Annotated in this window: 23 protein-coding genes; 8 read left to right on the forward strand and 15 right to left on the reverse strand. The window is 68.5% G+C overall.

Translation table 11 applies throughout. The annotated features are described in order from the left end of the window. A partial coding sequence (locus tag ACH442_RS32590) for a transposase (protein ID WP_396341979.1) occupies nucleotides 1-474 on the forward strand: 474 nt, incomplete at its 5' end. Between the two features lie 13 nt (nucleotides 475-487). Here the strand turns inward: ACH442_RS32590 and ACH442_RS32595 are convergent. Next, nucleotides 488-1471 carry an alpha/beta fold hydrolase gene (locus ACH442_RS32595; RefSeq protein WP_396341980.1) on the reverse strand — a complete coding sequence of 328 codons (984 nt, stop codon included), beginning with the start codon at nucleotides 1469-1471 and terminating at the stop codon, nucleotides 488-490. Between ACH442_RS32595 and ACH442_RS32600 the strand changes: the two genes are divergently transcribed. The 3 genes from ACH442_RS32600 (at nucleotide 1452) to ACH442_RS32610 (ending at nucleotide 3474) form a co-directional block, all read left to right on the forward strand. Continuing rightward, complete coding sequence (locus ACH442_RS32600) at nucleotides 1452-2186, forward strand: aminotransferase class I/II-fold pyridoxal phosphate-dependent enzyme (RefSeq protein ID WP_396341981.1); 735 nt, start codon at nucleotides 1452-1454, stop codon at nucleotides 2184-2186. The two genes, ACH442_RS32595 and ACH442_RS32600, sit on opposite strands and share 20 nt — an antisense overlap. After that, nucleotides 2183-2389: an aminotransferase class I/II-fold pyridoxal phosphate-dependent enzyme gene (locus ACH442_RS32605; RefSeq protein ID WP_396341982.1), complete on the forward strand. Its 207-nt coding sequence runs from the start codon at nucleotides 2183-2185 to the stop codon at nucleotides 2387-2389. The genes ACH442_RS32600 and ACH442_RS32605 overlap by 4 nt, the downstream gene beginning before the upstream one ends. Before the next feature lie 200 nt (nucleotides 2390-2589). Next, nucleotides 2590-3474 carry an RNA polymerase sigma-70 factor gene (locus tag ACH442_RS32610; protein WP_396341983.1) on the forward strand — a complete coding sequence of 295 codons (885 nt, stop codon included), beginning with the start codon at nucleotides 2590-2592 and terminating at the stop codon, nucleotides 3472-3474. A 111-nt stretch (nucleotides 3475-3585) separates the two neighbouring features. Here the strand turns inward: ACH442_RS32610 and ACH442_RS32615 are convergent, their stop codons facing one another. The 4 genes from ACH442_RS32615 to ACH442_RS32630 form a co-directional block, all read right to left on the reverse strand. Beyond that, on the reverse strand, nucleotides 3586-4200 hold the full coding sequence (locus ACH442_RS32615) for a DUF2690 domain-containing protein (RefSeq protein ID WP_396341984.1): 615 nt from the start codon (nucleotides 4198-4200) through the stop codon (nucleotides 3586-3588). 124 nt (nucleotides 4201-4324) lie between these two features. Beyond that, nucleotides 4325-4702 carry a hypothetical protein gene (locus ACH442_RS32620; RefSeq protein WP_396341985.1) on the reverse strand — a complete coding sequence of 126 codons (378 nt, stop codon included), beginning with the start codon at nucleotides 4700-4702 and terminating at the stop codon, nucleotides 4325-4327. Between the two features lie 25 nt (nucleotides 4703-4727). Then, nucleotides 4728-8555, reverse strand: a complete 3828-nt coding sequence (locus tag ACH442_RS32625; RefSeq protein WP_396341986.1) for a GDSL-type esterase/lipase family protein — start codon at nucleotides 8553-8555, stop codon at nucleotides 4728-4730. Nucleotides 8556-8732: 177 nt separating this feature from the next. Then, nucleotides 8733-9497, reverse strand: coding sequence for a hypothetical protein (locus ACH442_RS32630; RefSeq protein ID WP_396341987.1), 765 nt, complete (start codon nucleotides 9495-9497; stop codon nucleotides 8733-8735). Between the two features lie 191 nt (nucleotides 9498-9688). On the opposite strand from ACH442_RS32630, the gene ACH442_RS32635 reads away from it, so the two are divergent. Next, nucleotides 9689-10198: a DUF2690 domain-containing protein gene (locus tag ACH442_RS32635; RefSeq protein ID WP_396341988.1), complete on the forward strand. Its 510-nt coding sequence runs from the start codon at nucleotides 9689-9691 to the stop codon at nucleotides 10196-10198. Nucleotides 10199-10227: 29 nt separating this feature from the next. Beyond that, nucleotides 10228-13209 (forward strand): hypothetical protein, encoded by a 2982-nt coding sequence (locus ACH442_RS32640; RefSeq protein ID WP_396341989.1) that lies wholly within the window; start codon nucleotides 10228-10230, stop codon nucleotides 13207-13209. Between the two features lie 118 nt (nucleotides 13210-13327). Here the strand turns inward: ACH442_RS32640 and ctaD are convergent, their stop codons facing one another. Next, nucleotides 13328-15100 (reverse strand): cytochrome c oxidase subunit I, encoded by a 1773-nt coding sequence (gene ctaD, locus ACH442_RS32645; RefSeq protein WP_396341990.1) that lies wholly within the window; start codon nucleotides 15098-15100, stop codon nucleotides 13328-13330. 57 nt (nucleotides 15101-15157) lie between these two features. Here ctaD and ACH442_RS32650 point away from each other — a divergent pair, with 57 nt between their 5' ends. Further along, nucleotides 15158-15469 carry a DUF3040 domain-containing protein gene (locus ACH442_RS32650; RefSeq protein ID WP_396341991.1) on the forward strand — a complete coding sequence of 104 codons (312 nt, stop codon included), beginning with the start codon at nucleotides 15158-15160 and terminating at the stop codon, nucleotides 15467-15469. On the opposite strand, the gene ACH442_RS32655 is transcribed toward ACH442_RS32650, so the two are convergent. The 3 genes from ACH442_RS32655 to ACH442_RS32665 form a co-directional block, all read right to left on the reverse strand. After that, complete coding sequence (locus tag ACH442_RS32655) at nucleotides 15444-15608, reverse strand: hypothetical protein (protein ID WP_396341992.1); 165 nt, start codon at nucleotides 15606-15608, stop codon at nucleotides 15444-15446. The genes ACH442_RS32650 and ACH442_RS32655 overlap by 26 nt on opposite strands. A gap of 97 nt (nucleotides 15609-15705) precedes the next feature. Further along, nucleotides 15706-16893: a low temperature requirement protein A gene (locus ACH442_RS32660; RefSeq protein WP_396341993.1), complete on the reverse strand. Its 1188-nt coding sequence runs from the start codon at nucleotides 16891-16893 to the stop codon at nucleotides 15706-15708. Between the two features lie 10 nt (nucleotides 16894-16903). Continuing rightward, nucleotides 16904-18304, reverse strand: coding sequence for an MDR family MFS transporter (locus ACH442_RS32665; RefSeq protein WP_396341994.1), 1401 nt, complete (start codon nucleotides 18302-18304; stop codon nucleotides 16904-16906). 70 nt (nucleotides 18305-18374) lie between these two features. Here ACH442_RS32665 and ACH442_RS32670 point away from each other — a divergent pair, with 70 nt between their 5' ends. Beyond that, nucleotides 18375-18980 carry a TetR/AcrR family transcriptional regulator gene (locus ACH442_RS32670; RefSeq protein WP_396341995.1) on the forward strand — a complete coding sequence of 202 codons (606 nt, stop codon included), beginning with the start codon at nucleotides 18375-18377 and terminating at the stop codon, nucleotides 18978-18980. Here ACH442_RS32670 and ACH442_RS32675 read toward each other — a convergent pair. The 6 genes from ACH442_RS32675 to ACH442_RS32700 form a co-directional block, all read right to left on the reverse strand. After that, nucleotides 18963-20255, reverse strand: a complete 1293-nt coding sequence (locus ACH442_RS32675) for a sensor histidine kinase (protein WP_396341996.1) — start codon at nucleotides 20253-20255, stop codon at nucleotides 18963-18965. The two genes, ACH442_RS32670 and ACH442_RS32675, sit on opposite strands and share 18 nt — an antisense overlap. Continuing rightward, nucleotides 20252-20908 (reverse strand): response regulator transcription factor, encoded by a 657-nt coding sequence (locus ACH442_RS32680; protein WP_396341997.1) that lies wholly within the window; start codon nucleotides 20906-20908, stop codon nucleotides 20252-20254. Before ACH442_RS32680 ends, ACH442_RS32675 begins: the two co-directional genes overlap by 4 nt. 108 nt (nucleotides 20909-21016) lie before the next feature. Continuing rightward, the gene (locus ACH442_RS32685) at nucleotides 21017-22285 is read right to left on the reverse strand and encodes a cation:proton antiporter (RefSeq protein ID WP_396341998.1); all 1269 of its coding nucleotides are present in this window, start codon (nucleotides 22283-22285) and stop codon (nucleotides 21017-21019) included. Beyond that, a complete protein-coding gene (locus ACH442_RS32690; RefSeq protein WP_396341999.1) occupies nucleotides 22282-23541 on the reverse strand; it encodes a cytochrome P450 in 1260 nt (419 codons plus the stop codon). Before ACH442_RS32690 ends, ACH442_RS32685 begins: the two co-directional genes overlap by 4 nt. Continuing rightward, the gene (locus ACH442_RS32695; RefSeq protein WP_396342000.1) at nucleotides 23538-24530 is read right to left on the reverse strand and encodes an alpha-hydroxy acid oxidase; all 993 of its coding nucleotides are present in this window, start codon (nucleotides 24528-24530) and stop codon (nucleotides 23538-23540) included. The genes ACH442_RS32690 and ACH442_RS32695 overlap by 4 nt, the downstream gene beginning before the upstream one ends. Continuing rightward, nucleotides 24527-26074, reverse strand: a complete 1548-nt coding sequence (locus tag ACH442_RS32700; RefSeq protein WP_396342001.1) for an NAD(P)-binding domain-containing protein — start codon at nucleotides 26072-26074, stop codon at nucleotides 24527-24529. The genes ACH442_RS32695 and ACH442_RS32700 overlap by 4 nt, the downstream gene beginning before the upstream one ends. Between the last annotated feature and the right edge of the window lie 91 nt (nucleotides 26075-26165).

Below are 26165 nucleotides of genomic sequence, written 5' to 3' on the forward strand. Positions count from 1 at the left end.
CGGTTCTTCTGGGGCCTGCGCCTGCATCTGATCTGCACGCCCGCAGGACTACCGATCGCCTGGTCGCTGGCCACTGCGAAAACCGATGAGCGTCAGGTCTTGGCCGCGGCGCTGGAGGAAGATCCCGATCTGCTCGCATCCCGGCCAGGGCAGCTGATCATCGCGGATAAGGGCTACGTCTCCGCTGAACTCGACCGATGGCTGGCTGAACGCGGAGCCCGGCTACTGCGACCCTCATACCGCAACCGGGCTCCGCACCCCGGAGAACACCTGCTCAAGCCCGTTCGCCAGCTCATCGAATCAGTCAACGACACCCTTAAAGGTCAACTCGACCTCGAACTGCACGGAGGCCGCAGCATCGAAGGCGTCGGCGCCCGCATCGCCCAACGCCTCCTCGCCATGACCGCAGCTATCTGGCACAACCGGGCAACCGGACAGCCTCTGACCAGGTCACTAATCGCGTATGACCACTGACCTCAGTTAGGACTTACTCATCTAGTGCATCGACCCCGTCCCGCGCAGGGAAGCCGCCCGGCCCCGCGAATCCGTCCACCGCAGGGATGTCACGCACAGTAAGACCGCCGGTCCCGGCAACCCAGGAATCGCCGTAGGACACGCGCCCGGAGAGGACAAAATCGGTCACCAACCTGGTGTCCCGAGCCGCATCCTCCATGAACAACGTCGGCGTAGCCCCTGCCAACTCCACCAGCCGGGCATCCGGCAAACCGTCCGCGAGCCGCCGGAAAACCTCCACCGGAATCTGTTCCTGGCTCTGCCGGTGCAATACCAGAACCGGCGCCCGAACCGACGCCAATTCCCCGGTCACATCGATTTCCTCCGCCGCCGAGAACCACGCCCGGGCAACCGCCGCGGTGGTCGCCGTCCGGAACGCTTCCGCCGTCCACCGCCCGGACGGCGCCGAATCCCATCCCAGCCACGCTGTCGCCACCGCGTCCGCGAACAGGCCCCAATCCTGCTCGACCAGCGACAACAACGCCTGCGTCTGAGCCGGCCGCATTGCTTCCCGCATCCGGGCGGCGCCACCGAACAGCACCAGTCGTTCGACCCGTTCCGGTTCCCGCGCCGCGAAGGCGATGGCCGTGGCCGTCGCGTGGTAATACCCCAGAAGGGACGCGCTGCGAATTCCGGCGTCGTCGAGAACGGCCCGCAGGTCCCGCAGGTGCGCGTCGACACCGAGGTCGGCGAGGTCGATCCGCCGATCCGACGCGCCCATTCCGCGCCCGTCGTAGAGCACGACCGTCATGTCCCGGGCGAGCCTTTCGTAGGCCGCGCGCAACGCCGGAATCCGCCACTGCGCGGAGATGTTGCTTAGCGACGGCATCCACACCAGCACCGGGCCCTGCCCGAACATCTGGTAACCGATCGTGACGCCGTCCTCGGCGCGGGCGAAACGCATCTCCACCCGTCCATTATCCCCACGGCCGCGAATAATGTCGTACCGGAAAGGCAATTCAAAAGATTTTATTGACTTTCCCGTACGCCGTGAAAGCTGGCAGGATCAGCCTATGCGCCGTATTTCTGAGCGAATCTCCAGCATCGCTGAATCCGCAACCCTGGCCGTGGACGCGAGGGCGAAGGCCCTGCGCGCCGCCGGCCGCCCGGTCATCGGTTTCGGGGCCGGTGAGCCTGATTTCCCCACCCCGGATTACATCGTGGAGGCGGCCGTCGAGGCGTGCCGTGACCCGCGCTCGCACAAGTACACGCCGGCCGCCGGCCAGCCCGCGCTGCGTGAGGCGATCGCGGCGGTGTCCGCGCACCCGGTCGAGCCGTCCCAGGTGATCGTCACGAATGGCGGGAAGCAGGGCGTCTACCAGGCTTTTGCCGCGCTTCTCGACCTGGGTGACGAGGTGCTGATCCCGGCTCCCTACTGGACGACCTATCCGGAGGCGGTGCAACTGGCCGGGGGTGTCCCGGTCGCGGTGAACACCGACGAGTCGACCGGGTATCTGGTGAGCGCCGACCAGCTCGAGGCCGCGCGAACCCCGCGTACCAAATTGTTGTTGATGTGTTCTCCGTCGAATCCGACGGGCGCAGTTTATTCACGCGAGCAGTTGCAAGAAATCGGCGACTGGGCCGTCGAGCACAATCTTTTCGTCGTCACCGACGAGATTTACCAGCATTTGGTGTACGGCGATGCGAAGTTCCATTCCTTTACCCGTCGGTGAAGGGCCTGCTCGGGCGCGGCCGGCTGCCGGGCACGTCGGCCGAGCTCGCGAATTTTGTTCTCGACGAGGCGGAGGTCGCGGTGGTGCCCGGGGAGGCGTTCGGCACGCCGGGTTACTTCCGTTTCTCGTATGCGCTGAGCGACGTTGATCTCCCCGAAGGGGTGTCCCGCATCGCGCGACTGGTGGAGAGAGCCGCCGCTTGATTGGCGGAGCGAGCCGGCCTGGCTGCGGAGAAAGCCGCCGCCTGAGGGTCGGAACGAGCCGGCCTGACTGCGGAGAAAGCCGCCGCCCGACACCGGTGGAGAGCGCCGCCGTCCAACCTGTGACGGACACCTCGATTCGCTGTGGGATCGAATGAAAACGGCCACGATGGCTCGGGCGGACACGGCGGAACGGGGGAGCGGTGACGGATTCGAAAGCGCGCACTGCGGACGATCTCGACGAGGCAGCACGCATCTTCACCGAGGTGCGGCCGCGGCTGTTCGGCATCGCCTATCGGATGCTGGGCAGTGCGAGCGAAGCCGAGGATCTGGTGCAGGATGTGTGGCTGCGCTGGCAGGCCTACGATCGCGCCTCCGTGCGGAGTCCGGCCGCGTTCCTGGCCACCACCACGACCCGGATGGCGATCAATGCGCTGCAGTCCGCGCGGGTTCGCCGGGAGACCTATGTCGGCCCGTGGCTGCCCGAGCCGGTCGACACCAGCGCCGATCCCTATCTGGGGGCCGAGCGTGGGGAGGCGCTCGCGTTCGCGGCTCTGCTGCTGATGGAGAAACTGACGCCGAGCGAACGCGCGGCCTACGTGCTGCGTGAGGCTTTCGATTATCCGTACGGGCAGATCGCCGACATTCTCCGGTCGACCGAACCCGCCGTCCGGCAATTGGTCAGTCGCGCCCGTAAACACGTCGCCGGTGAGCGGAAGACCAGGGTCGCCCCGGAGGCACAGAAGGATCTGCTCACCAAGTTCGTCGCGGCTGCCCGCACCGGTGACATGACCGCGCTGGAACGCCTTTTCGCCGCCGATGTCGCCAGTTACTCGGACGGCAACGGCGCGGTCAGGGTCGCCCGGATCCCGGTCCTCGGTGTCGAGCGGGTCACGAAATTCTTCGGCGCGCTGGCCTGGTATTGGGAGGGCATCGAGGTCGACTGGGTCGCGACGAACGGCGAGACGTCGGCAGTGCTGCGCCGGGACGGGGTTCTGCAGGGCGTGATGACGGTGGTCGCCGCGGAGGGCGGCATCGAGCGCATCCTCTGGATCGTGACCCCCGAGAAGGTCGCCGCTTTCGCGTGACGTATCGCTGGGAGCGGGCGGCTCACGACGTACGCGCAAATCGGGTTTGAAAGAGGGACTGCCGCCCACCTGCCGGAAGCAGGTGGGCGGTCAGTTTTACATAGTCGTCAATCAGTATTTGGTGGTGCAGATGGTGTAGTACGGGTTCGCGGTGCTGCCGCCGTCGTAGTAGAAATAGCAGGCCTTGGAAAGGTAGCCCGCGTCGTTCACCATCGGTCCCCAGGCCTGGCTCGCGCGATCCAGCCCGTCCAGGATGTAGTGCAGGCGCTCGGTGCCGCTGGAGGTGTAGTTGTACAGCGAGATCGAGCTGAGGAGCTGCGCGTTGTTCGACCAGCGGGCCCAGGCGGTGCGGCAGCGCGGGCTGTAGCGCAACTCGACGCCGGCGTAGGTGCCCCCGGGCTCATAGACGGCTCGGACCGTGGTCGCGTCCGCGGCGCAGGTCGCACCAGCGTACTTGTAGTTGTTCGGGTCCTTGCCGTCGCAGGTGGAGCCGCATCCGGTGGTCGCCAGCGTGGTGAACGTCGTGGACTTCGCGGCCAGCGCGGCGGGATCCACCTCGGCCAGGATCGAGCCGTCGGCCTGCGTGCTCACCGTGGCGGGCAGGTCCCACCCGGGCAGGAGGGTGGTCTCGGCGTGCGCGGAAACCGGCGCGACGCCGACCATTGTGGCTGCGGTGGCGGCCACCGTAAGCGCACGCACCCATCCGCGGAATTTCTGATAAGACATGTAATTCTCCCCGTGACCGGTGGATTCTTCGACAAGCAGAAAAGTATCTTAAGGACTTGCTCAAGTCGAGGTTTGCAGCGAGAAAAAAAATCTCGTGGCAAATGATCCGTGAATTGCTGTCAAGTCAGCCGAATCGCCGCTTGAACCATTCGGCGACAACGGTCACCGCGGCTGCGGAGACCGCGTAGGCCGCCGCCGCGAGCAGAGCGTTGGCCATGGCGACATGGTCACCGCTGAACGGCTGGACGACGTCCAGGAGCACGACGAGGACGACGGGGGCGAGGAATGCCACCGGCCAGGCCGGGCGCACCCGGAGCAGCCCGAGCAACGCCCATCCGACGAGTGGTAGCCCGACGAGGTAGCCGACAAAGATGGTCAGGTCGTAGATGCCCCAGTCGACGCGATCCTGCATCGCGAGCAGCACCGAGACTCCGAACCAGACCAGCACGTACCCCACCGCGGCGGCGGTCGCCGCGGCGGCCGGCGGTCGTAGCCGTCGCACCCGTCGTCCTTCTCTCATCGCTGGTTCAGTTCAGCACGTCGTTGACGACTTTCCCGTAGGCGACGTGCCCCTTGTCGTTGGGATGGAAGGAGGAGGCCTGGTCGAGGGGCTCGATCGCGTGGAGATAGGCGTCGGAGTCGCACGGGTGGTGCCCGTCGAACGCCGCATCCGGGTCGGCGAACCGAATATCGAGCCCGGGATACGCGGCCTTGGTGTCCGTGATGGCGTTCAGGGTCGTTGTCTTGACTTGTTCCGCGAGGTCGTTCATCCACTTTTGCTTGTCCGGCGAGTACAGACTGCAGTACCCGTCGTTCCGGTCGAACAGGGCCGGATAGCCGACCACGACCACCTGAGCGTTCGGAGCGTGGGTATGGATTGCCTGGTAAACCGAGACCAAGTGACTGCGCAGGGCGACAACCAGCTTCGGCTCATAGGTGATGAGCGGCTCGGGGTCGACCACTGTCACCTTCTTGCCCTCGTCCCCCAACTCGCGAGGCAGCTTGAAATCGGACGCCAGGCAGTTCTTGATCACGGGTGGCAGGCATCCCTTGACGATGTCACCGAAGCCGACGTCGTTGCCGCCGATGCTCACCGTCACCAGGGTGGTGTCCCGGTCGAGCCAGCCCGAGTCGTCGATCTGGTTGACTTCGTTGTAGTGGTAGTTCTGGACGTAACCCCACTGGGTGTTCCAGGTGTTGGTGGTGTCGACGGAGTCCTGCGTCAGATCGACGGACTGGGCCCCGCTGCAGGCCAGGAGGTGGAAGTTCGCGGTGCCGCCGGCCGCTTCCAGGGCGATCGACGACGAGTGGCCGGGTGTGCGGATCTGATAGGCGTAGGCGCCGCCGTCCGAGCGGTGACAGTTGTCGTCGTCCAGAGTGGTGTCCGGCTCGTAAGGCGCCACACTCTCGCCGGAGGAGTAGGAGTCGCCGAGCGCCACGTAGTTCGCCGTCGGGCTCGAGGTGGGAATGAAAGCCATCGCGTCCCAGGAGATGTCGCCGCGGTCGACCCGGCTGACCGGGACGTTCTTGGTCGAGTCACTCAGTGACACCGAGGCACCGGCGGAGAGGTTGAACGAGCCCAGGTCGATCCACTCGTTCTGCTTCCAGTACTGGTTGACGATCCGGTGCCGGGTCTCGCCGTTGCCCAGGTTGATGATGTAGTCGGCTTCTCGGGTGGTCGCTCCGTGGATCTCCGGGACGTGCACCTTGATCCGGGTCCAGCCGGTCCTCGACGCGGGCGGCCTCCAGGTTCCGGTCACCCGCTGGAAGGAGTTCGTGTGGGTGAACCAGAAGTGCCCGCCGAAGCCGGAGCCGAGTTGGTGCAGGTCAATCTTGCCCTGGTAGATGACGCACTTGGTAGTGCACGTCGTGTTCTTCAGATTGTTGAAGCTGAAACTGAAGCTGCCCTGGTCGGTCCAGGCCTTGGTGCACAGGTCGCTGGTGACCGTGGTGTCGTCCACGACGGCCGCCGAGTGCAGGCCGTCCATCAGGCAGTCCGGCGGGTACACACGGACGCCCTGCGGCTCGGCGTCACCGGCCTGGTAGGTGGCGTTCTCCCGGCCGCATACCGTCGCGCAGGTCGTGTCGCTCCCGTACGTCTGGGCCACGTGCCACCAGCAGTGCAGGTTCGCCAGCTGGCAGGTGCCCGCGCCCGGGTGCCCGAAGTTGTCGTTGACACTGTTGGGCAGGCAGTGGTTGGTGGTCGTGACGCAGAACAGGTTCAGGTTGCTCGGCAGCCACGGGCTGGAACCGCCCCAGACACCAGGCACGAATGCCGCCCGCCAGGTCTGGTTGATGTAGTCGTAGCGGGCCACCGGACGGGCCGCCCAACCCAGCACCCGCTCCGGGTACGACCAGTGGTTGGGTACCTTGGCGTCGTCGTCGGAGAGGTGGAACGCCTTGCGGTCGGCCGGGTAGTTCGGGTTGGCCGGGTTGTTGCTCCAGCCGAGCCCCCAGTAACCGGCCGAGTCGGTGCAGGATGGCCCGGGCGAGCAGCCGGTGGTGTTCCCGAGGTCGGCGGTGGCCGGCTGGATGCCGGAGTTGTAGGCCCAGAGGGCGAACCACCAGTTCTCGATGAATTGCGGGTCGCCGCCGTTCAGCTTGACGCCCATCTGGTAGAGCGTGTTCCACTTGTCGATCAAGATATTCAGCGAGGCGGCGATGTTGGACGCGTAGTCGGTGGCGATCGCCTGCTGCTGCAGCGCCGTGTAGCTCCTCGTGCCGTCGGCCACTGCCATGCCTGAGGTCACCTGGCCGACACCGTACCCGCAGTCGACCTTGCTGAACGTGATCGTGTCACCGTAGAAGCCGCCCTGGTTGAAATTCCCGCGTTCGCCGTCGACCGCATGGGGGCTGGCCATCATCGTGTTCGACTCCTGAGCTAGCACGCCGAGCAGCACCTGCACCGGGACGTGCCCGCCGCCGAGCAGCGGGTGCAGCGGGAACAGGGCTTGCGGCTGCCAGGTCGAGGGCATGCCGGAACCCTCCCAGTTGGCCGGCCGGGACACCATCAGCTGGCCCTTGACCGCCAGGTCGGCCGCCCACTCGACCTGCTGGGAGGTGGCCTGGTAGGTCATCATGCTCGGGTCGTTGCGAGCCACCGCGCAGCCGCGGTCGGGGTCCCAGGGCACAGTGGCCGGGTCCACAGTGGCCAGTGAGGACTTGGGCGCGATCGGACCGGACGAGCTGGTGCCGGTCGTCCCGGGCGCGGGTGCGGCACCGTCGGTGTCGGTCACGGACGACGGGTTGACCGCGAAGCTCACCGGCTTGGCCGTCGCAGTGACATCGGCCGCGATCAGGGTCTGTCCGCCGCCGGGCCGCGCGGTCGCGGTCGACCGGGCCGAGGTGACGGCCAGTTCGCCCGTGGTCGAGATGTCCGAGTCCGCGGCGGCTGGGACGCGCTTCCAGCTCTTGGCCTTGGGCAGTGTGACCTGGTCGGCCCTCTGTCCGATGACGAAGACCCGTCCGCCCGCGGCTTGGAGCTGGACATCCCCGCCGGCGCCGTGCCCGAGCAGTGCGCTCTTGCCTCCGGCGAGGCGCCGTACCTGAGTATCCGAACCGTTCACGACCTCGTAGCCGAGGCCGCCGTCGAGGTCCGGGTGCAGGCGCAGCGGGCTGCCGTCGGCGGTGGTCAGGTTGCGCCGGGCACCGGTCGAGCCGAGGCTGATCAGCTGGTTGCCGTCGACTGCCGCGATCCCGTCCTGGTAGGGCACGGCCGAGCTGATCTGCTTGCGGATCTTCTGGCTGCGTCCGGCTTTGCCGCGGGCCGCGTCGACGACCGTGAGCGTGGAGTCGATGCCGGAATCAGTGGTCTGCTGAGCGGTGATCACGGCGGTCTCGCCGCTGCCGCAGCCCGGGTTGTAGTAGGCCAGCGAGGCGCGGAGGCCGAGTTTGTGCACCGTTCCGGTGGTCAGATCGACGGTCGCGACAAAACCGCCGCTCTCCATCCGGTCGGGATGGTTGGACGCCTCGACCGGGGCGTAGACGACCACCGCCCGCTGCCCGGAGCCAGTGGTGCAGGCCTGCCCGATCCACTGGCTGGTATCGACTCCCGGCTCGGACAGTGTGGCCACGGTGTTCCAGGAGTATCCGGATCTCTCGGTTGCGGCCAGCACGTGCAGGCCGTCGAGGTCACCGGCGACCGTCACCGCCCGGTCGGCCGAGCTGCGCCAGCCGCTGCGCAGGGTCTTGTCGGGTTCAGGGACGGCCGGCCGAGCCACCGGAGTGGCGGGCTTGGCGGGCGTGGCGGTGGGCTGGGGCGACGGGGCGGCGGCGACCGGCCCGGAGAGTCCCAGCGGCACCCCCACTGCTATGGCCGCGAGCAGAGCCGATGCTCTGCCTCTCTTCGATGGCATGGTGCCTCCCGATACCGGACTGACAGCGGCCGGAGCAGTGCCGACGCGACAGTGGCGTGCGGAACCGGGTGACCGCGTATCCGTCGCGGCCACCGAAGACGATCTCCCCCGTGCGACCGGACCGTATCAATCTGGAGGAATACTTACAACTGTTGATGAACTACCGCATATCAGGTACTACTGACCTAGCGGCGTGGAGTCGGGGGCGGCCTTCGGGTCATGGCCGACCATCTCCACGTTGATCCAGTTGTCCGTCAGCAACAGCGAGGAGCCGAATCCTGTACCGCTGTAGTGGTACCGGGTCGAGCCGGTTTTGCTGAACGACGTGTCGAACCACTCCTGGAACTTCGCGCGCTCAGCCGGCGGCACGACCGCCTGGAAGCACTCCTCGACGAAGTCGCGCGCCGCCGTGTCCCGGGTGCGGTCGACGCCCGGGCCACCGCCCATGCAACTGACGTAATGCGGCAGTCCGTCGGTGGCGCCGACGTCGAGCTGCACGCGGATCGACCGGCCCTTGTTCAGGTCGGCCGAGCCCGCGTAGTAGATCGATTCCACGTACCGGCCCATTGTCGTCTGGTTGGCCCGGGTCAGTTTCCACTTCGCCGCCAGCGTGCCGGTGATCGGTGCCGCTGAGGCGCCGGGGACGGCGGCAAAATTCCACACCTGCGAATCCGTGCTGCCCGCGCTCGGGGCCACGGCGCCCGACGGAGTCGTGCCGGTGGTACCGGCGGTGGCAGCACCGCCGATGGTTCCGGGGATCGTGGCTGCGCCGCTTGCTTCGCCGCCCAATGACGGTGTGACCGACGGTGTGACCGCCGAGGACGCAGGCCCTGCGGCCGGATGCGCCGGGTCGTCACCGCAGGCAGTGAGCGTGCCGACGGAGACGGCGAGGATGCTGGCCAGCAGGACGGCCCGGGCCGTCCCCGTTTGCGAGACCGGCACGGGACCCTCCTGAGTATCTAGTTCTCGAAGATCCATTACTCGATGATGTAATAGATGCGACGCGATGAAAGCAATGCCAGAACGTGAGAAAATATTCACATTGATCCAAGCCTGACGGTGCGTCTACCGTCTCCTCGGTCCTGCCGTGATCTTGACAAACCGGTCGAACGGCGGCCACGGGGAGGAAAGACGTGAATCGCCTGTTCAGGCGCCTGGCCTGGGTAGCCGTCGCCGTGCTGGCCGGCACCGTGCCGACAATCCTGATGGATCAACCCGCCCTTGCCGCGCCGCCCTGCTTCGGTGCCGCCTGCGACGGCAAGAGCCCGTTCGACACCACTGTGGTCAGCGGCTGCGGGACGTTCGTGCCCTATTTCCAGTCCGGCAGCAGCGACCGTGCAGTGCTCACCATCCGCTATTCCAGCACCTGCCACGCGGCTTATGCCGAGATGGTCATCCCCGACCCCGGTGGCACCGCTCAGCTCCACGCGCTGCTCCCGCTCTACATGCCGCAGAACGGGGGCCGCGCGTTGTCCGCCAAGACCATCGGTGTCAGCAGCACGGTGCAGGTGAGCACGCTCCTGGACTGGGACTATTCCCTGAAGGCCTGCTACATCCTGAACGAGCCGCCCCCGTACACCGACCCGGACCCCTACACCAACAAACAGTCGGACACGGGCAGTTTCTGCACGTTGTGGACGTGAGGCGAGCCATGGCCAAGGCGAGGAGAATCATGCGACGGGGCCAGCGGCTGCGAGCCGGTGTGGCATTCATGGCGGCGGCCGCGCTGGCCACCGTGGTCGGCTCGGCCGGTCCGGCTCAGGCCGCGCCGAAGGACGACGGGCACGTGCATCTGACCGGCAGCCGGGGAAAGCTTCCGGACCCGGCATCGGCGCTCGGCAGCGGGTACCGCGAATCCGGTGACGTGATCGCGAAGGGTGTCGGCGACGCCGGCGGCTTCCACGTCATGATTGCGCGGGAGAAGGACGCGTACGAGTGGAAGACGCTGGCCAGCCTGGGCACGAACCTGACCGGTCTCGGCTCGTTCACCGGTTACACCTGTGTGACCGGCTCCGGTAAATACGTCGTCGCGGTGTACGCCCCGGCCGTCGCCCTCAACAAGCCCGCGCTCGTCCGATCCGGCGGCTTCGCCGCGGTCGTGGACATGGCGACCGGACAGGTGCACGAGATCACCGGCGGGGTGGAGATCGCCTATTTCAACCCCGCGTGCGGCCCGACCGACCGGGTGCTGCTGACCCGATCGGTCGGTGACAATGATGAGCAGACGGACCTGCTGGCCGTCGACGCGGCCAGCGGCCGAGTGCTCAGTACACGCCGGGTGGACGCCCAGCTGACCTCGCCGACTGCGTCGGCCACCACCGACTACGGCATCGTGCGCGGCCGGCTGGTCCGCGTCGACGACGCGGGCGTCGCCCGCTCGGTGGCCACCGTGACAGGGCGTCCCTTCGCCGTCCGTGCGACCGCGCAAGGCTCTGTCGACGTGCTCACCGTGGTGGACGAGAAGGCGTTGGCGTGGCGTTACGACAAGACGAAGGTGACCGAGCTCGGCTCCGCGCCTCGCACCCGGTTGCAGCTCGAAGGGCTGGCCGGCGGGCGTAACGCGCTGATCGGCGACGTCTCCGGGCTGCATGCCAGCGGCAAGGCCGACCTGGTGACGGTCGCCAGCGACACCGGTGTGGAGGCGGTCTCGACCAAGGGTCACCTGCTGTTGCAGCGTGCGGCGAGCCGGCAGGTCACGCAGGGATCGGCGTCGGTCGAGGCCGACGACCACGTGGACATCGCGGTCAGGGCGCTGCACAGTGGCCGCGTAGCGACCGGGACGATCACCCCGGTCACGGTTCCGTCGGAGACCCCCAGTGCCGCTGCGGTCTCGCGGGCTGCCGCGCCGGCCGTGACGACCCTGGGCGTCGGCCCGGTGGGGGCGGTGGCCAAGCCGTCCTGCGCAGTCGAGCGCAACCAGCTCAACCGTCAGGTTCCGCAGCCGGACGTCCGGCAGGTGGAATGGGCTGTCGACCTGGCTGTCCACAACCGGCTCGACGTGCTGCGCCCGGACACCTACCTGAACACCCGGTTGCCCGGGTACCGGCCGCAGGACCTCTTCCCGTACCCGGACACGTCCGTGGCGGTGCCGGCCCAGTTGATGCTGGCGATTCTTGCCCAGGAGACCAACGAGGCACAGGCCAGCTGGCACGCTGTTCCGGGTGACGCCGGTAACCCGCTGGTGTCGGACTACTACGGCAACCGAAACACCGACATCGACAGCATCAACTACGACAACACGGACTGCGGCTACGGCATCGGCCAGGTGACCACCGGCATGCGGGCCGAGGACACCGAAGTGGTTCTCTCCAAGGCTCAGCAGGTGGCGGCCGCTACCGACTACGCCGCGAACATCGCCGCATCCCTGTACGTTCTGGTCGACAAATGGAAGCAGCTGAACGCGCTCGGCATGACGGTCAACGGCGGCGACCCGCACTACATCGAGAACTGGTATCTCGCCGCCTGGGGCTACAACACCGGTATCTACATGCCGGGCCAGCAGGGGACGAACTGGGGTTTGGGCTGGCTGAACAACCCGGCGAACCCGCGGTATCCGTACAACCGGGATCCCTTCCTCCGGGGCTCGCTCGACGACGCCTCGCATCCGGGCGACTGGCCGTACCAGGAGCGGATCATGGGGTGGGCCGAGCGGCCGCAGTGGCAGTGGATCGACGGGCTGCCCGCGCCGAAGTACCTGACGCCGACGTTCGGCACCGCGCCCGTGGTGCCTTCTCACCTGGATCTGCCGGCTGATCACCCCTCTGTTCGCTACTCGCTGTTCTGCAATGCCGTCGGTCAGGCGTGCGACTATGCGAACCAGAGCAATCCATGTCCCGCGAACAGCGACGCGTGCTGGTGGCACGGCAGCAGGAACTGGACCGACTGCCCGAGTGCTTGTGCCACTGAGAGGCTGCTGTTCACCCACAGTGACCCGGAGCCGGCCACGGAGCGAACCTATCCCAAGGATTGTGGGAAGCTGAAGGTTCCCAGCGGGGTCACCGCCACGGTGGTCGACGATCTACCCGACTCCGCCGCTGTGCCGGGCGCGATCAACGGGCCGCCGGAGACGGCGAACGGCTCGTACAACGTGCTCGGCTGCCCGGGCGAGGCGACCGGCGGAAAGTTCGCTCTGCGGGTGGGCTCCCCGGCCGGTGACGTTCCCCATGTCAACGCGGACGGTTCCGTCCAGACCTACGAGAACAGCCTCGCGCTCACCGCTCAGATCGACCTGCACCAGCTCGGTGCCGGCTATCAAGGTCACATGTGGTTCACCCACACCTATCCGGCGTCCCGGAAGGCCTATCACCGGGTGGTCGGGGCGTGGACACCGAACCTGAAGGCGGGCGCGGCCAAGTACGACGTCATCGTCCATCTCCCGAGCCACGGCGGGCAGGTGACCAACGCGCAGTACTACTACTACAACAGTGCGACGGCCGCGTCGGTCGGCAGCGCCACCTGCAAGATCAATCAGGACACCAACGGCGTCGACAAGTGGGTGAATCTCGGGACTTACACACTGTCGCCGGGCGCTCGCTTCCAGCTGACCAACGATGACGATTCGGCCAACGGCACCATCGATGTCGCCTTCGACGCGATGGCGTTCCTGTCGCCGGGCACCACCGCCAAGACGTGTGGCACGGACTACACGGGCTGACGACCCGCTCCCCAGGAGCTTTCGGCGTCAAGAGCGGCTTGCGGCGTACGCGCGAAGGGCCTTGACCTGACGGCCGCCCACCCGCTGGAAGCGGGTGGGCGGCCTGATGCCGGATCGGTCAGCGTTTTTTCTTCTTGCGGTCGCGATCGGCGGCGATGTCCTCGGCGTAGGTCGCCCCGCCGTCCGATTCCCGGCTGAGCGGCCGCGCACCGCCCTCGGGCGGCCCGGCCAGTGATTGTTCCCCGGCGGCGAGATGCGGGAATTTCAGGTCGAAGGCGGGCCGTTCCGATCGGATCCGCGGCATCTTGTCGAAGTTGCGCAGCGGCGGCGGGCTGCTCGTGGCCCATTCCAGCGAGTTGCCGTGCCCCCACGGGTCGTCGACGGTGACCAGCGTGCCGATCTTGTAGGAGCGCCACACGTTGTAGAGGAACGGCAGCGTGGCCGCGCCCAGGATGAACGAGCCGATCGACGAGATGGTGTTCAGCCCGGTGAAGCCGTCGGTGGGCAGGTAGTCCGCGTAGCGGCGCGGCATGCCTTTCGTGCCGACCCAGTGCTGCACGAGGAATGTGGTGTGGAATCCGATGAACGTGAGCCAGAAGTGCAGTTTGCCGAGGCGTTCGTCGAGCATCCGGCCGAACATCTTCGGGAACCAGAAATAGATGCCGGAGAAGACCGCGAACACGATCGTGCCGAAGAGCACGTAGTGGAAGTGGGCGACCACGAAGTACGAGTCGGAGACGTGGAAGTCCATCGGCGGCGAGGCCAGAATGATGCCGGACAGGCCGCCGAACAGGAACGTGACCAGGAAGCCGACCGCGAACAGCATCGGCGTCTCGAAACTGACCTGGCCGCGCCACATGGTGCCGATCCAGGTGAAGAACTTCATGCCGGTCGGCACGCCGATCATGAACGTGAGGAAGCTGAAGAACGGCAGCAGCACCTGACCGGTCGCATACATGTGGTGCGCCCACACGCTCATCGACAGCGCGGCGATCGCGATGGTGGCGGCGACCAGACCCTTGTAGCCGAAGAGCGGTTTGCGGCTGAAGACCGGAATGACCTCGGTGATGATGCCGAAGAACGGCAGGGCGATGATGTAGACCTCGGGGTGGCCGAAGAACCAGAACAGGTGCTGCCAGAGCATCGGGCCGCCGGTCTCCACGTCGAACACGTGCGCGCCGATCACCCGGTCGGCGGCGAGCGCGAAGAGCGCGGCCGCCAGGAACGGGAACACCATGATCGCGAGCAGTGCGGTGACCAGCATGTTCCACGTCATGATCGGCATCCGGAACATGGTCATGCCGGGCGCGCGCAGGGTCAGGATCGTGGTGATCAGGTTGACCGAGCCGAGGATCGTGCCGAGACCGGAGATGGCCAGGCCGACCACCCAGGCGTTGCCGCCGATGCCGGGCGAGTGCAGCGAGTCGCTCAGCGGGGTGTAGGCGAACCAGCCGAAGTCGGCCGCGCCGCCCGGCATGACGAAACCGGTCATGGCGGTCAGCGTGCCGAACAGGTACAGCCAGTACGCGAACGCGTTCAGCCGTGGGAACGCGACGTCGGGCGCACCGATCTGGATCGGCACCACGAAGTTGCCGAACGCGAACACGATCGGCGTCGCGAAGAACAGCAGCATCGCCGTGCCGTGCATGGTGAAGAGCTGGTTGTACTGCTCCGGTGACAGGAACTGCATGCCCGGCCGGGCCAGTTCGGCCCGGATCAGCAAGGCCATGATGCCACCGATGACATAGAAGATGATCGAGGTGACCATGTACATGATCCCGATCTGCTTCGCATCGGTGGTGCGCAGGGTCCGGGCCAGTGCCGACCCTCTCACCTGCCGGCGGACCGGATGAGGCCTGATCGGGGTGGGCCTCGGGGCGACGGTGGTCATCCAGACTCCTCGACTGCGCATACGGAGATCTACTGCTCACCCTCTGTTATAGGCTTCTTGCGCATTAAGTCGTGGCAGATCGGCTATTCCTCTTATGTCCGGATGGGGGACGGCATGCTGGAGGAGAAGGACCGCCGCGCCCTCGCGGACATCGAACAGCAGCTCCACGCGACCGACCCGGGGTTCGCCCGGCGGATGAGCGCGGCGCCCTGCCCGTTCCCGACCGTGTCGGCGCTCTGCGTCGCCACGTTCCTGGCCATGCCGTTCCTCGGCCTGTTCCTGGGCCCGCGCGCGGTGCTGGTCGAGCTCGACGTCGCCGCCACCGTGGTGATGATCGTGCTGGTCAGCCGGGCCGGAGCAGCGCGCTGATCGGCTTCCGGACCCGCGGCGCGAGGCCGTCCTGTCTCGCCTCGGCCGGCGGCGTCACCCCGGCCGAGCGCAGGATCGCCGGCCCCGGCACGCTCGCCGGGTAGCCTCCGCGCTCGTGGTTGATCAGCGCATACGCCATCAGCCAGTAGACCTCGTCCCGGGCGAGCGCCCCGGCAGGGTCGCCTCGACGATCGGCCGGGCTGTCATCGACAACACGGTCCGACCATGGCCACAGGTCAGGCCGGTACGGTGGGGATGCTGGCGAGCCGGCGGTGACCGACCTGCCACAGCGTCAGGACCAGCAGGCCGCCGACGAGCAGCCAGGCGGCCAGGTGAGCGCCGAACGCGCCGAGCAGGATCGCGCCGGCCGCGGACGGCAGGGCCCATCCGAGCGTCCATCGAAGCGCCGTGCCCGACCCGCCGATCGGGCCTGCGACCAGGAAGTACACGGCTGCACCGCCGCACAGCACCCAGCGGACGGCGGCGCTCGCGTGCCCGGACTCGCCGGCCAGCCCGCCCAGCCCGGCGGCGATCGCCACGATCGCGGCGGTGGTCAGGTAGTGCACCGGCATGGTCAGACGCAACGCCCGCAGCGCTTCGGAGGCCGGCGCGGCGTTCAGCGTCAGCCACCAGAGCGCGACCAGAAGACCGAAACCGATCAACCCCAGCAACCACATTCGGTACGACCATTCGTCCACCCCGGCGGCCGCGTTGACCAACTGCGCGACGGCCTCGCCGAGCACGATGATCACGAACAGTCCCAGCCGCTCGACCAGGTGCGGCCGATCCGCCGCGGCGGCCTGCGGCTCCGGGTCGGCCTCGTGCCACGGCGCGTACCGGCGGACCAGTCGCGTCGTCCACCGGCGCTGGTCGCGCTCGTAGTCGCGGCGCTCGGCGGCGAGCAGCCGTTCCGGCGAGCGCGACGCCAGCAGCGAGAACCCGATGTCGAAGACGATCCCCAGCGCCCACAGCCAGTAGCGCGCCGGGGCGTCGAAGCCGAGCGACGCCACCCACGGGATGAGGCCGAGCGCCTGGTGCACGCCCGGCCACTCGGTCATCACCTCGTTCTCCCGCTTCCACGAGGCGATGGCGAGCATGCGGCAGGCCAGGTACGCGACGATGAACGGCTGCGGCCGGTCGTGCTCGGCCAGCTGCGGGACGGACGCGGCCATCACGGCGATGCCGAACATCGCGGCCAGCATGGTGAGCAGGCGAGTCCGGGTGGCGGCGACGTTCGCGTACAGCGTGAAACCGGTCCACACGCTCCACATCGCGTAGTAGAGAACCGCGAAGATCAGCAGCTGCCGGCCGTCCGGTTCGCTGTGCAGCAGGTGGGCGAGCTGGGCGACGGCGGCGACGATCACCAGGTCGAAGAAGAGCTCCAGCCAGGTGGCGTGCCGTTCCTCGACGGCCATGGGTGACATGGCCGCGAATCTATCCTTTGGCGGCGACCGGCTCGGGGGCCGGGGCGGGCGCTTTCCCGGGGAGCAGGAACGAGACCAGGACGGCCACGCCGGTGAACCCGATCGACCACCAGAACGCGGTGTCGAACCCGGTGATCAGCGAACCGCTGCGCTGCGCCGAAGCCGCCAGCACGACGGTGAGCAGCGCGACCCCGACCGAGCCGCCGACCTGCTGCCCGATCCGGACCACGATGCTGGCGTGCGGCACCTGCTCCCGGGCCAGGCCGACGAAGGCCATCTGCATCAGCGGGATCACCACCATGCCCAGCCCGAGCCCGCGGACGAAGAGCGTGACCAGCAGCGGCCAGTTGGCGGTGCCGGCGTCGGCGAACCCGAACGGGACGGTCGCCAGCCCGGTCAGCACGAAACCGATCAGCGCCACGCCGCGCCCGCCGACCCGCTCCGTGAGACGGCCGGTGGCGGCGCGGCTGAGCAGCGAACCGACGCCCTGCGGGATCAGCAGCAGACCCGCGCCGAGCGCGTCCTCGCCCCGGACCTCCTGCCAGTAGAGGGGGAGCAGGATCATCGCGCCGTACAGGGAGGCCCCGGAGAGGAACATCAGCGCGGTCGACGTCCAGGTCGGCCGGGACCGCAGCACGGCCAGGTCGACCAGCGCCGTCCCGGGCCGCCGGACCGCCCACAGCACGAACCCGGTCAGCAGCACCGCCCCGGCGACGATCGGCAGGACCGCGCCGCCGCTGTCCGTGCCGTTGATCTCGGACAGCCCGTAGAGCAGCGCGACCAGCGCGGGGGAGAGCAGGGCCAGGCCGACCACGTCGAGACGCACGCGCGGGGACGGCCGGTCGGCCGGGAGCAGCCGGGCCGCGAGGAACAGGCCGATCAGGCAGAGCGGCACGTTGACCAGGAACAGCCAGCGCCAGTCGCCGGCGCCGAGGATCAGGCCGCCGATCACCGGGCCGAGGATGGGCCCGAGCGCGGCCGGCAGCGCGACCAGCGACATCAGCCGCCCCACGTCCTTACCCTGCACCTGCTGCATGATCATGGTCATCATCAGCGGCATCATCGCGCCGCCGCCGAGGCCCTGGACCACGCGGAAGCCGATCAGGCCGGCCGCGCTCCAGGCGAACGAGCAGAGCACCGAGCCGAGCAGGAACACGGTGAGCGCGGCGATCCACAGCCGCTTGCCGCCGAGCCGGCTCTGCAGCCAGCCGACGAGCGGGGTGACCACGCCGAGCGCCAGCAGGTAGGCGGTGCTCACCCACTGGATGGTGCTGACGTCGGCGTGCAGGTCGGTGGCGAGTTCGTGCAGCGCGACGCTGACGATCGTCGAGTCGAGGATGACCGTGATGCCGCCGGTGAGCACCGCGATCGCGGTGCGCAGGGCGGTCGGGTCGATACGGGTTCCGGACATCGGTACCGCCTTAAGGTACGCGAGCGTATCTAACTTTGGCCACCGTACGGCGCCGCGATAAGATACGCAAGTGACTCTTAAGGGCACCCGTCGCCGCGGCGCCGAGCTCGAGGACGCGATCCTCGACGCCGCCTGGGACGTGCTGGTCGAGCAGGGCTACCCCCATTTCACGTACGAGGCGGTGGCCGCCCGCGCCGAGACCAGCCGCCCGGTGCTCTACCGCCGCTGGCCGCAGCGCGACGACCTGCTCCTGGCGACCCTGCGCAAACACTGGTGGTCGCGGCCGATCCCGGTGCCCGACACCGGCAACCTGCGCGACGACGCGGTCGAGTTCCTGCGGCACGCCGCCGACGGCCGGTTCCGGCTGTTCACGCTGCTCAGCGTGCAGCTGATGGATTACTTCCGGGAGAGTGGGAGCAGCTTCGCCCAGTTGCGGGACACGCTGCGGACGCCCGGGCAGCCGAACTCGCTGGAGCGGATCGTGGCGCGGGCGGTCGCGCGGGGCGAGGTGCCGGACGTTCCCCGGCCGCCGCGGATGATCAGCCTGCCGTTCGACCTGTTCCGGCACGAGCTGCTGATGACGATGAAGCCGGTGCCGGACGAGGCGATCGTCGACATCGTGGAGCAGTTGTGGCTGCCGATGCTGGGTTACCGGCCGTCACCGCCGGCTGATTGAGCGCCGACCGGCGAGCCGCAGGGCCGGGATCAGGCGCGGCCCCGCGTCCAGCGGGCCACCGGACGGCCGCCGCTCCGCGCCGGGCGCGAGCGGCAACCGAACGGTGAACGTCGCGCCCGCGCCCGGGCGCCCCTCCGCCACGATCGTGCCCCCGTGCCCGGTGACGACTTCCCGAAGCAACGCCAGCCCCAGCCCGAAACGCCGCTCCCCGGCGCCCGCTCCGCGGTGGAAACGGTCGAAGATCCTCGCGGCGTCGGCCGGGTCGAACCCGTCACCGGTGTCGGCCACCACCAGCTCGGCGCCGGTTGCCAGGGTCCGCACGGTGACCGTGACGCACCCGTCGGGCGTGTGCGTCAGCGCGTTGGCCAGCAGTTCGCTCACCACCCGGCGCAGCGCCGACTCCACCCCGCTGACCAGCACCGTCCTCGGCGGGACGTCCAGCGAGATCGGGGTGGCCGAGTTCTGGGCCCGCTCGGTCTCCTCCGCGGCCAGCCGCGCCAGGTCCACCGGCTGCCCCGGCGGCAGGTTCCCCGGGTCGGCGGCGAGCCGCGCCGACAACAGCAATTCGTCGACGATCTCGCCGAGCCGCCGCGTCGTGCTGACCAGTCGGTCCAGGTCGCGCTGGTCGGTGCCGTCGCGCGCGGCCCGCCGGGCGAGGAGCTGGGCCCGGGTGTGTACTTGAGCGATCGGCGTCCGCAACTCGTGGCTCGCGTCGGCCACGAACCGGCGCTGCCGCCCGAGCGCCTCGGCCAGCGGCGCCACCGCCCGGTGCCCCACCATCATCGCGGTCAGCACCGCCGCGAACAGCCCGGCCGCCGCCGCGAGCAGGAACGCGGTCAGCAGATGCCGCCGGTCGGCGAGCTGGAAACGGGCGTCGAACACGGCCTGGACGATCACCTCACCGCGCGTCTGGGTGCGCACCCAGTAGGTGGTGCCGTCCCGGTCGACCTGCCGGTTCTGGGTGACGCCGGTGGCCACCACCCGGTCGACGTCACCGCGCAACGGCAGACCGGCCGGGGCGGCCCGGTCACCGTGGGCCAGGGTGCCGTCGGTCGCGTAGAAGAAGACCCAGGTGCACGCCGGCGGTCCGGCGATGACACCGTTCTGGAGGCCGTAGTCCAGCTCGCGGCCGATCTGGTCCTCCTGGCTGTGGCGCAACACCTCGTACGAGATGGCGCCGGCCATCGCCAGCAGCACTCCGATCGCGAGCCCGACGAGCAACCCGATCCGCCAGCGCGCCTGCCGCACCGCCCGCAGTTCCAGCGACTGGCTCACAGCGCCCCCAGCCGGTAGCCGAGGCCGTGCACGGTCTGCACCACGGGACGTCCCAGCTTGCGGCGCAGGTAGTAGACGTAGGTGTCCACGATCGACGCCGCCGCGGCCTCGTCGAACACCTTGCTGCGCAGCACCGCCCGCGAGTGCACCGCCCGGGGCCGTGCCGCCAGGACCCGCAGCAGCTCGAACTCGCGCGCCGACAGGGACACGCGGGTGCCGTCGGGAAGGGCGACGTCGCGTACCCCCAGGTCGAGGAACCCGTCCCCGAGACGCAGCACGTCAGTGGCGTCGGACGTGCGCCGGCACAGGGCACGGATCCGGGCGCTCAGCTCGTCCAGATCGAACGGTTTCACCAGGTAGTCGTCGGCGCCGGCGTCCAGCCCGGCGATCCGGTCGTCGACGGTGCCGAGCGCCGTCAGCATCAGCGCGCGGGCCGCGACCGCCCGCGCCCGCAGGCGGGTGATCAGGTCCAGGCCGTCGAGCGCGGGTAGCCGCCGGTCGATCACCAGCACGTCATATGGCCTGGTCAGGCCCAGGTGGAGACCGCGCTGGCCATCCGGGGCCTGGTCGACGTGATACCCCTCGTCGACCAGCGTCTCGGTGACCATCTCGCGCAGATCCGAGTCGTCCTCGACCACAAGAAGCCGGCGCATGACATCGAAGATCTCATATGTAGTGACGTTCCGGGAGAAAAGTTTGATAATTCAACCAACTTCTTAAGAACCCCCAAGATCTTTCTTAAGGTACGTCGTGAACCGCGCTCAGTTACCGGCCAGGACCGGCGCCGGCGCCTCCGGGACCGGCGCACGCCGAGCCTCCCGGTGCTCCACCCAGGACAGCAACGGTGTCGTCATCAGCGTCGTCACCAGCGCGACCAGCACCAGCACCGTGAACAGCGACGAGTTCACGATCCCCGCCTCCAGGCCCACGTTCAGCGCGATCAGCTGCATCAGGCCGCGCGCGTTCATCAGGATCCCGACCCGCAACGCCACCGGCTGCGGCTCACCCCGCAACCGGGCAGTGGCCCAGCACGCGCCGAACTTCCCGGCGATCGCCAACGCCACGCACGCCCCGCCGAACGACAACACCCGCGGATCCCCGAACAGGCCGAACTCCGTCCGCAATCCGGAGAACGTGAAGAACAAGGGCAGGAACACCGCCGACGCGACCGGACCGACCCGCTCCATGATCCGATCCGTGCGCTCGTGCCGGGGCATCACCACACCCAGCGCGAACGCCCCGAACACGGCGTAGAGCCCGATCTCGTCGGTGTAGAACGCCACCAGGAACAGCAGCGCCACCACGCCCAGCATCCGGGCCCGTTCGTCGAGCCGGTCGGTGTGGATCAGCGGGCCGGTCACCCGCGGCGCCACCAGCCACAGGACCAGACCGAAAACGATCGTGCCACCGGCGGTGACGAACGCCGGACCGGCCTCACCCGACCCGAACGCCAGCACCACCGCCAGCATGATCCACGCGACGCAGTCGTCGACCGCACCACTGGCCAGCGCCAGCGAACCGTGACGGGTCCCGGCGATGTTGCGCTCGGTGATGATCCGCGCCAGCATCGGGAACGCGGTGATCGCCAGCGCCACGCCGACGAACGCGGCGGTCACCCCGATCGACACCCCGTCCACCCGGATCGGCACGACATCCGCGGTGGCCAGCACCAGCAGCGCACCGAGCGCGAGCGGCACCGTGACCCCGGCCAGGGAGACCGCGCCCGCGGTGCCGGCCAGCTTCGTGACCTTGTGGGACTTGAAGGCGTACCCGGTCTGGAACATGAAAAGGACCAGGCCGATCTGCCCGACCACGTAGAGGACCGGCAGCAGCGGCGCCGGGAACAGTGCCGCCTGCACCTGCGGGAAGAGCAGTCCCAGCAGCGACGGGCCGAGCAGGACGCCGGCCAGCATCTCGCTCACCACCGGGGGCTGGCCGACCTTGGCCAGCAGCCAGGTGACCAGGCGGCAGAACAGGATGATCACCGCGACCGCGATGAAGAACCGCGGCGCGAGTTCAGTGGGAGTCACCGGCGAACCTCCTCGAAGTAGGTGGTGCAGAGCTTCTGGCGCCGGGCGTCGAGCACCATCCAGGTACCGAGCACCAGTTGCTTGATCGAACGCCCCAGGTCGGCGAGCCGGTCGGCTCGGCGCAGGGCGGTGAGGCGGGCCCGGCTCGGGCCGTCGTGACCGACAGGGGTCAGGTACGCGGGGCCGCGGTGGGGCAGCGACCGGGTGTGCGGGACCGAGGACGCGAGGTGGAAGCGGCGCAGCACCTCGCGGGTGGCGGCCCGCAACATCACCGGCGCGGCGCCGCGCGCGGGGCATGCACGGTTCGCGGTCACGCCGTAGGGGATGAAGTGAGCGTCCCTGCGCTTGAGCGTGAGCCAGCGATCCGGGTCGAAGACGTCGTCGGCGGCCGGTCCCGTGCGCTGGAACGCCAGATAGTTGAAGAGCAGCACCGATCCGGTGGGGATCGTGACATCCCCGGCGACGATCGGCGCCGAGGTGATCCGATGCGCGATGCCGAAGAGCGGATGGACCCGCAGGGTCTCGTCGATGAGGCGGTCGATGCCGTCGTCGGAGCGGTCGGTGACCCCGGACTGCGCCGCGCAGAGCAGGACGTGGGCCATCGCCTCGGACATCTGGACGACGGCGGTGTTGAAGAACGCGCCCTGCAGGTACCAGGCGGTTTCCTGCTCGGTGAACGGTGCCGGGAGCACGACCGGGCAGGACTTTTCCGTCAAACGGGCCAGGAGGTATCGGGTCAGGCGCTGCCGGCGTCGCATGTGGCGCAGGCTCAGACCTTTCAGGGCGGTGACGACGTCGTCGGCGTTGGCGACGACAAGTTCCCGCACCTCCGGTGGGCACCTCTCCTCGAAGACGAGCTCGAAGAAGACTTCCGCCCAGACCGGCATCATCAGATCCCGGAGCCGGACGAAGGAAGTCCGCGCCGCCGGGAGCTCGTCCAGGGCCCGCCGGGTCGCCGCGGTCGCCAGCTCGTCCGAACGCGCGTGCGGGACGGCGAGAATCCTTCGCGTGGTCCGCGCGACCGTCTGATAGCGATCACCCGGCTCGAGGTGCTCCTGGTGCATCTGCGGACCGGGCGCCAGCCAGTACCAGAACAGATCCGACAGCCCGGCACCCCGACTGCGCCCGTCCGCGGCCGGGTCGCTGTAGACCCGCTCGAAGTGCTCGGCACCGACCAGCGGCCCGGGCACGGGAATCCCCTCCGCCCCGTTGACCCGCTGGAAGATCCACTCACGGAGGCGCACCACGGTGTTCACCCGGTCACCGTCACCAGGTCCGGGGTCAGGTCGGACGGGCGCCGGGCCCCGGCGAGGGCCATTGCCCGATCGAGGTCGGCGGTCAGGGTGCGCAGCTTCTCGTGGACGGCGGTGGCGCCGCCGGCGGCGAGGGCGTCCAGCACCGGCCGGCCGAGCAGCACCGCGGTAGCGCCACGGGCCAGGGCGATCAGCGCGTCCGTCCCGCGCCGGATTCCGCCGTCGACCAGCACCGGGATGCGGTTCGCGACCGCCTCCGCCACGGCCGGCAGGGCGTCGATGGTGGCGATGGCGCCGTCGAGTTGGCGACCGCCATGGTTGGAGACGATCAGGCCGTCCACCCCGTGCTCCACCGCCAGCCGTGCGTCGGCCGGGTGCAGCACGCCCTTGAGCACGATCGGCAATCCGGTCACCGAGCGCAACCAGGCGATCCGGTCCCAGCCGAGCGTCGCGTCCATGGCGACGGGCCGCACCCGCCCGGTGTCGTCGCGCATGTTCTCGCAGGCCAATCCGGCCGGCAGATCGGTGAAGCCGTTGCGCACGTCCCGGGCGCGGTGACCGAGGACGGGGGAGTCGACGGTCACGACCAGGGCCCGGCACCCGGCGGACTCGGCACGCTTCACCACCGCCGCGGTGAACGCCGGGTCCGGCTGCGGATACAGCTGGAACCACAACGGGCCACCGGCTGCGGCGATGATCTCCACCGGCTGGGTGGCGGCCATGCTCACCACCATGACGGTTCCGGCGGCGGCCGCCCCCTGCGCGGTCGCCGCCTCCCCGCCCGGGTGCGCCAGCAGGTGGAACGCGGTCGGCGCGACCAGGATCGGCGTCGCCAGCTCCGTGCCGAACAGGGTGGTGCGCAGGTCGCGGTCGCCGGTGGCGCGCAGCACCCGGGGGACGATCCGCAGCCGGTCGAACGCCGCGAGGTTGCCGCGCACCGTGCGTTCCTCACCGGCGCCACCGGCGAAGAAGTCGGCGTGAACGGGGTTCATGACAGGCTGCGCGTGACGAAACTTCTCAACGGGGCGACGTGCACGTCCGGCCGGTCCCACTGGTTCTCCAGGTTCTCGGCCAGGTGGTGCGTTGCCTCGTGCGTACCGTCGCGGAAGTACCGGACGACCGGGTGCAGGTACGCGGCGGCGTGTGCCTGACCCGGCACGTCCTGCGCGACCCGGGTCACCGTGACGTCGAACGGGTCGACCTTGTCGTGCTCGGGGCCGTACTCCAGCGTCACCGTGAACGCGTGCCGGTACTCGTGATCGCCGGTCGCCAGCCCGTGCTGCGCGAACCAGGCGACCGGCACCTCGTCGTGGTAGCGCGCGTCCGTCGCGGCGACCGTCACCACGTCGGCGAGGAAACCGAACTGCTGCCACAGCGCCGAGGACCGGTTGACCCGGGCAATGATGGCGTCGGTGACCGCTTCCGGCGTGGCATCGAGTTTCCCGGCCGGCCAGGGGACTTCCGCGTACGTACGTTCGAGGATTTTGTGAAGAGCGCGCACCGCATAGCGGAAGCCATGGATGAAACCGCTCGTGGATTTCTTGAAGTCCCGCACCTGGGAGATGGTTCCGGCGAAGAACAGGCCGGGAACGTTGACCGATTCCCAGGCCTCGGTCTGCGCGGGAAAGCGGTCCTTGATAATCATCTCGGGGCGGGCGGAACCGTCGAACATCGACGGGTCGAAACGGAATCCGGTGCAGGCCAGGACCCGGTCATAATACAGTTCTTTGACGACTTCGTTCGCCCGGGAGAAGCTGAACGTGACCCGGAAACCGTCGCCGTCGCGTTCGATCCGCCGGACCGTGCCGTCGAGGACGGCGTTCGCCGACTTCAACTGGTACGAGTCGAGGAAGTTGTTGTTGACCGCACGCAGATGCCCGACGTAATGCGTCCGCCAGGCCAGATGCACCGAACTCGGCCCGGCCACATGGATCACCGTGGTCGTCTCCATCAGGTTGTCCGCGGTCTCGAACGCCGAGTTGCCCTTGCCGATGATCAGCACCCGCTGGTCGAGGAAGTCGCGCGGGTCGACGGACATCTCGTCGTAGCCCTCGGCCAGCTCGAAGCCGGGGATGTCGGGCCGATGGGTTCTCGACACGCCCGTCGCCACGATCACGCATCTCGCGGAGAAAGTGCCGGCATCGGTCTCGGCCGTGAACAGTTCGTCGTTCTTGCTGATCCTGGTCACCCGGGAGTCGTATTTTATCCGCAGGCCGCGCGCGAAATCGTGGAGATAGCGCACGTAATCGTCGGCGGCCGGGAAATAGCGCTCGGTGTACTTTCCGAAGAGCAGATCCGGGTCGTCGCTCAGCAGCGAATTCCAGTCCAGCCGCAGGTTGAGCTCCGGATCGTCGGAGCCGGTGTGCGGCTTGTTGATGGAGATCAGCGTCCGGTGCCGGGGATAACGGGTGAAAAACGCGCCGGGCCCGGCCGCGCCCTCCAGCACCAGGTAGTCGCGCTTGCCGTCAGCTTCCAGCAGGGCGGCGAGCTGCAGGCCGGCCGGCCCCGCCCCGACGATCAAGTAATCAAGCGGCATGGCGCCGACGGTACGAATCAGAACTCAGCGAATTTTCAGAGCGCGCTCCGGCGCCCAGCTCGGTGGGCCGGGCCGGCGCTGAGCGTGGTCC

The organism is Actinoplanes sp. NPDC020271, assembly GCF_044388125.1.
GTDB lineage: Bacteria > Actinomycetota > Actinomycetes > Mycobacteriales > Micromonosporaceae > Actinoplanes.